Here is a 6,622-nt window from a genome sequence, read left to right as displayed (position 1 = left end):
TGTGAAAACTATGTGATATTTGCACATCTATTTAGTATGTGATAAACTGTAACTGGTTTTAGCCATTTCTTTTTCCTCCTTTATCTAACCTGAACAATTAGATTATATCAGGAAAAAGAAATGGAAGTTCAAAGCCTTAGCAGCCACCAGCATAGCTGGTGGTTTTATTGTTTTTCTCTACGAGAAAAACTGGCTCGAAGCCATAATAAAGAAATCTCCCCTAAGAACTAGTTTTGGGGAGATTTCTTGTATCACTTACCCTAATAAAGTAACGACAATTGGAATTACAAAAACAAATAAAATTGTACTTAAAGTTACGACATTGGTTGAAAATTCGACATCTCCCTCACCTTGACTGGCCAAGATAGGCAGAACTGCCAAAGCAGGTGCAGCCGATTGAACAACAAAAGTTTTAAATTCGGCTGCTGGGATATTACTTGCAGTCATCTTTAACAAAAGATACATCATAGCTGGTGCTAAAATAAAGCGTCCAGCAAGAGCAACGACAGTGTCGCGATCAAAACGAATTGTTTTAAGGCCAGCTTTGGCAAGAACAATGCCAATATAAATCAGCGATAAAGGCGTCACCAAATTTCCGATATAAGTCAACGTACTGCTGGCAAAATTAGGAACCGGCAGGCGTAAAAGCAAGAATACTAAAGCTACTAGGAATCCAATCAGGGGAGCAGGGAGTAATTTTTTCCAGTTGAACGCTGAGGCTTGCTTATGATGTCCTGATGTACTGTCAGATGTCATCAGATAAACGCCTAACGTCCAGGTCGAAATGGTGTTGGTAATATAGTAAACCAGAAAATAAGGCAGAGCTTGATTACCAAAAAGCGCAATGTTAAGAGGCAAACCAATAAAGATGGTGTTAGCATTAACAAAAGTATTAATCACTGTCGCCCTGCGACCGGGACGGATTTTCAAAAAATGGACGGTTAAAAAACCAATAACATAACACAGTACAAAAACCACAAATGTATAAATTAGACTCCCCGATAAACTAAGAAGTTTACCCAGACTTAGATACTTTAAAACTGAAATAAAAATAGATGCTGGGAGCGCAACTTTCATGATGAGTTTTGACAGGTTTTCACCAAAACTGTTTTCAAACCATCCTTTTATCTGCAAAAAATAACCCAAACTAATAATAGCAATGATGGGAAAGATAGAACCAATAGATGTGAAAAAAATCATAGCTACCCCCTAGTATTTTGGAGTCCATTGAAGGTTTTGAACAGCTTGAGCCATATCGTTTTCTTGAACCTGTGCCAACCCTTGCTCCTGAGCTTTCTTAGCGACAGCTTCAGCGACTTTGACAGAAACCTCTCTGACATCTCTAAATGGTGGTAAAACTGGGACTCCTGGCTGGCTTAAATCAACAATTCCACTAAGTGCATGAGCAGCAGCACCAATCATTTCATCTGTTAAGAGCTTTGCTTCGGATGCTAACATGCCTAAACCAAGTCCTGGGTAGATAAGTGCATTGTTGGCTTGTCCAATCTGGTAAGAAACGCCTTTGTAAGTCACATTACCAGCTGGAATCCCTGTTGCCACAAAAGCCTTGCCATCTGACCATTCAATCAAGTTCTTAGCGCTTGCTTCAGCCAGTTTGGTTGGGTTGCTGAGTGGGAAAATCATAGGATGCTCTGTATTATGACACATAGCTTCGACAATCTCTTTAGTAAAACTATTAGGCTGGGTAGAGGTGCCTACAAGAATAGTTGGCTTAACGGTTTTGACCACCGTCAAAAGGTCTGTCAGTTCATCGGCATTGGCAAAATCCGAGCGTTTCTTGGCAAAAGGTTTTTGTTCCGGTGTCAAGTCCTCCATGTCATCGAAAAGAAGCCCTTGTCTATCTACCATAAAGAAGCGTTGATAAGCCTCTTCTTCTGAGAGTCCTTGATTGACCATTTCGCTGAGGACACGCGCAGCAATACCAGCTCCAGCGGTCCCTCCGCCATAACAGAGATAGATTTGCTCATCTAGTTTTTTACCCGAAATCGCAAGTGAGCCATAGACAGCCCCAAGTGTAACGATTCCTGTTCCCTGAATATCATCATTGAATGTTGGGATTTTATCCTTGTATTTATTGAGAATGGTAGCAGCATTTAGGCGACCAAAATCTTCCCAGTGCAGATAAAGTTTAGGGAAAAGATTTTCGGCAGTTCTGACAAACTGATCAACAAAGTCATAGTAACGATCTCCACGAACACGTTCATGATGATTACCGAGATACTGAGGATTTTCTAGTATTTCTTTACGGTTGGTCCCTGCATCAATAACCAATGGCAAGACAGTTGCAGGATCAATACCAGCAGCACCGGTATAAACCATGAGTTTTCCAACAGAAATATCGACTCCATTAGTGCCCCAGTCACCTATCCCTAAGATTCCCTCAGCATCTGTAACGACAATGAGGCGTATATCACGATCTCCTGCAGCGTTTTTGAGTGTCCTTTCAATATCTTCTGGATGGTTAATATCCAAATAAGCAGCGTACTGCGGATCAACAAAGAGCTCACTGTAAGCTTCAATGGTTTCAGCAATAGTGGGGTCATAAACAATGGGATTGAATTCCTCAATATGCTGGCTGAAGAGATAGTAAAAAAGAGTACGGTTAGTATTGAAAATCTCCATCAAGAAAAGCCTTTTTTCTAAATCTGAAACCTTGGATTGGAATTGTTGATAGGTTTGATTGGCTTGTTCTTCAATTGTTTGAACCTTGGGCGGAAGTAAGCCGACTAGACCCAATTCCTGCCGTTCTTGGAGACTAAAGGCTGTACCTTTATTCAAAAAAGGATTGTTTAAAATATCATGTGCACGCATAAGGCGACCTCCTATAAAGTTAATATTATGGCGTCATTGTAGCATTACGGTTATCTTATAGTCAATCAAGTCAGAACTTATAAATTTTATTTATAAAAAAACTTTCTTCATGCTATAATAGAAAAGGGAGATTAAAAATGAACTTCAGAGATTTAGAATATTTCTACCAGTTATCACAATTGCAATCATTTACAGCAGTTGCAAAAGCGTTCAATGTGACACAGCCGACAATTTCTTATGCCATTAAGCGTCTAGAAACTTTTTTCGACTGTAATTTAGTCGTTAAGGATACAGCCAAGCGTGCAGTTTCATTGACACCTCAAGGTTGCATCTTAGCTAATCACAGCAAAGAGATGCTACACGATTTACAAAGACTCAACAAAGAATTAAAGCAATCTCAAATGATAAAAACAAAGATTGGCTTTCCTCCAATTATTGCAAGTTATATTGTGGCGCAGCTAACAGCAAGGCAACTGCCGCTCTCTTTTTTATCAGATTTACAGACCATTCATGGAGGGTCCAATGAATTGCTTGAACAATTACTTGACGGGGAAATGGAATTGAGCTTGCTGGGAAGTTTAAACCCGCTGGTACATCCAAAGTTGGAGACTAAGGCGCTTTGGAAAAAAGAGTTTTTCTTTGTTTTATCCGAAAATCATCCCTTGGCGACATGTAAAGAGTTGTCTTTTGCTGATGTACTAGAGGAAAATTTCATTTTACTTGATGAACGTCATATTCACCTGAATGCTTTTAATATTTTGAATGGCCGATATCAAAATCTTGCCCAAGTTTTAGTCCAGTTGGATGATGTCTATATGGTAGGCCAGCTTATTAAGGAAAATTTGGGCATCAGCCTCTTAACTGAAATTAGTTTTCCGCAACGACTTGAAAAAATAGTCAAGGTTCCCCTTAAAGAAGATGACATCCATTTCTATATCTCATATGCCTATCTAAAAACAAGACACTTATCAGAAAGAAGTAAGGGCTTTATTGACATTTTAGAAAACTTAAAAAGAATGTAAATAAAACCAACACCCCTAAGTAGTTCCTAGGGGTGTTGGTTTTATTTATCGCCCTTATTTCGAATGACAAAGCCAGTTTTCTTTTCGCTTGATGTCCGATGCGGGCGTTTATTCGATTTATTTTCAAAATCTCTGCGATTTTTATTTGATGTCCGTTTAAAGCCGCCTTCTCTACGATCACGGTCCCTGCCACCACGACGATCATTACGGCCGCGTTTGCTGCCTCCTTTGCCTTTGAAACCGCCACCTGATGGCTTAAAGGGCAAGGGTTTTTCACGGCTGATTTCAACATCTGGCAGAGTATCTGGAGACTGAACCGTCAGATTCAAGATATAAAGTGCCAATTCTTCTGGTGAAAATTCGGCAGCCAATTTGATCGCATCACGCTTGAATTTGTCAAAGTTTGCACGAGTAGCTTCATCCGCAAAATCACGTTCGATTTTTTGGAGGGCCACCTGTTTTTTAGCCTGAAAGGCTTCTTCAGTCGTTGCTGGTTTAAGCCCCTTCATCCGTTTTTTCGTCAAGGTTTCAATGATGGATAAGTAGCCCATCTCATTTGGAGCGACAAAGGTCACTGATTTGCCAGACTTACCAGCACGACCTGTACGACCAATACGGTGAACATAGCTCTCTGGATCTTGAGGAATATCGTAGTTGTAGACATGGGTAACACCAGAAATATCCAAACCACGTGCCGCTACATCTGTAGCAACCAAAATATCTAAGTTGTCATTTTTAAAATCACGGATGACACGCAGACGCTTGTTTTGATCCAAGTCCCCATGAATACCTTCAGCACGGTAGCCGCGCAGTTTAAGACCGCGCGTTAACTCATCAACCCGGCGTTTGGTCCGACCGAAAACAATGGATAACTCTGGCTGCTCCACATCGATCAGACGCGTCATGGTATCAAATTTCTCTTGCTCTTTGACACGGATATAGAACTGCTCAACCTTATCATTGGTCAATTCTTTAGTTTCAATTCTAACGTGTTCAGGGTCTTTCATAAACTTAACCCCGATACGTTTAATCGCTTCTGGCATGGTTGCTGAAAAAAGTAAGGTCTGACGCTCGTTCGGAACTTTGGAAATAATTGCTTCAATATCTTCAAGGAAGCCCATATTCAGCATTTCATCTGCTTCATCTAAAATTAGGGTTTCAACATGATTGAGCTTCAAGGCCTTACGTTTAATCAGATCCAAGAGACGTCCCGGTGTACCTACGACAATGTGAGCACCTGAACGCAATGCTTTGATTTGTTTTTCAATACTAGATCCGCCATAAACAGAACGAACCTTGACACCTTTTTCACGCCCAAAGCGGAAGAGCTCTTCCTGGCTTTGTACCGCCAATTCACGTGTTGGCGCGATGACTAGAGCTTGGATGATGGGATTAGTGACATCAATCTTATTGAGGGTAGGTAGGCCAAAGGCAGCTGTTTTACCAGTACCTGTTTGCGCCTGACCAATAACATCCTTGCCTTCTAGAGCAAGTGGAATAGTTAATTCCTGGATGGGTGATGGCTCAACAAAGCCAGCTGTTTCAACAGCCTGCAAAATATCTTCTGTTAAATTTAATTCTGTAAATTTCAATGAATTCTCTTTCTAAAAGACAGTGCGAGGCTGTCTTATAAAGCGTATTTTGTCTTGCAACCCTCCTAGTATAACACAAAAGCGTGCAAAAGACTCGCCTTTTTCTCCTAAAATTTTTAGGGAACAATTTTGGATTATTGAACCAAGCATCCTCTAACCAATCATTTCTTCAACAATAAAACAATTTTTTCACTTCTTTCTTCTTGCTAAATGAGAAAGGCCCTGTTATAATGGAAGCGTCACAAGAGGAGCTTTTGCTGAGAATGGCTACTGAAGCGACTGGAAAATTTTATTTCCCATCGTCTCGCTGCCTAAACTCTTTGAACCTGAACAAGGTAATGCTTGCGTAAGGGATGTGTATAATATCAAGATTTTTCCTTGACTTTATGACAGTTTTGATTGTGGCTAATAAAGCAAACGCCCAGTCTTTACTGTGGTGTAGGAAAGGATTTTTTTATGCAAAAAACCAAGATCAATGTCATAGCCGAAACAAGCCTCTTGGCTGGTCTAGCCATGATTTTAGACTTACTAACTCAACCCATGTCGCTGGGACCTTGGATTTCCTTCTCCTTCAAAATGGTCCCCATTTTTATCCTAGCCTTTCGTCGCGGTATTAAACCCGCCATGCTAGCTGGTTTAATCTGGGGGATCCTGCAAGTTGCTTTTGGAGAGGCTGCCGGTAACTGGCTCAATCTCACACAAGGATTTTTGGAATACTTTGTCGCCTTCAGTTTTGTCGGCATCGGGGGACTCGTTAAACCGTGGCTGGATAAGGCAATGACCAAGAAAGAGACCTTTAAAGGATTGAGCCTGATAATTCTAGGGATCTTCCTAGGGACTATCTCTCGCTACTTTATCCACTTTATCGCTGGCATCATCTTTTGGGGCAGCTATGCTCCCAAAGGACAATCTGCCCTGCTCTACTCCTCCATTATCAATGGCTCATCTTGGCTGGGTGAAACTTTAGCCTGCAGCATCGCCCTCTGGCTGCTCTATCCCTTTATAAACATCTTTTTGAAAAAATGAGAATCAAGTAGAGGCCAATCTCTATCCCTTCTCACATCACTGTGCGTGCCGTTGGGCACATGGCGGTTCAACTAATAACCTTTAGCGCATGTCGTTCTAACTTGTTCTCTATCACATAGTAAGGCTTACTTATATTTGGCACCTTCTTAG

The 6,622-nt window shown here is 40.9% G+C and carries 5 protein-coding genes; 2 read left to right on the top strand and 3 right to left on the bottom strand.

The annotated features are described in order from the left end of the window. Nucleotides 1–255: 255 nt before the first annotated feature. Complete coding sequence (locus ACFOSE_RS04155; protein WP_380430889.1) at nt 256–1,200, bottom strand: AEC family transporter; 945 nt, start codon at nt 1,198–1,200, stop codon at nt 256–258. A gap of 9 nt (nt 1,201–1,209) precedes the next feature. Further along, complete coding sequence (locus ACFOSE_RS04150; RefSeq protein ID WP_380430886.1) at nt 1,210–2,832, bottom strand: malolactic enzyme; 1,623 nt, start codon at nt 2,830–2,832, stop codon at nt 1,210–1,212. Nucleotides 2,833–2,969: 137 nt separating this feature from the next. Between ACFOSE_RS04150 and ACFOSE_RS04145 the strand changes: the two genes are divergently transcribed. Beyond that, entirely contained in the window at nt 2,970–3,854 is an 885-nt protein-coding gene (locus tag ACFOSE_RS04145) for a LysR family transcriptional regulator (protein ID WP_380430884.1), read from the top strand. Nucleotides 3,855–3,895: 41 nt separating this feature from the next. On the opposite strand, the gene ACFOSE_RS04140 is transcribed toward ACFOSE_RS04145, so the two are convergent. Then, nucleotides 3,896–5,446, bottom strand: a complete 1,551-nt coding sequence (locus tag ACFOSE_RS04140; RefSeq protein WP_380430881.1) for a DEAD/DEAH box helicase — start codon at nt 5,444–5,446, stop codon at nt 3,896–3,898. A 456-nt stretch (nt 5,447–5,902) separates the two neighbouring features. Here ACFOSE_RS04140 and thiT point away from each other — a divergent pair, with 456 nt between their 5' ends. After that, a complete protein-coding gene (gene thiT / locus ACFOSE_RS04135) occupies nt 5,903–6,472 on the top strand; it encodes an energy-coupled thiamine transporter ThiT (protein WP_380430879.1) in 570 nt (189 codons plus the stop codon). The last annotated feature ends 150 nt before the right edge of the window (nt 6,473–6,622 follow it).

It is taken from the genome of Streptococcus dentapri (assembly GCF_042649885.1).
GTDB lineage: Bacteria > Bacillota > Bacilli > Lactobacillales > Streptococcaceae > Streptococcus > Streptococcus dentapri.
Note: the sequence above shows the minus strand (reverse complement) of the source record. Positions and strands in the feature narration are given on the sequence as shown.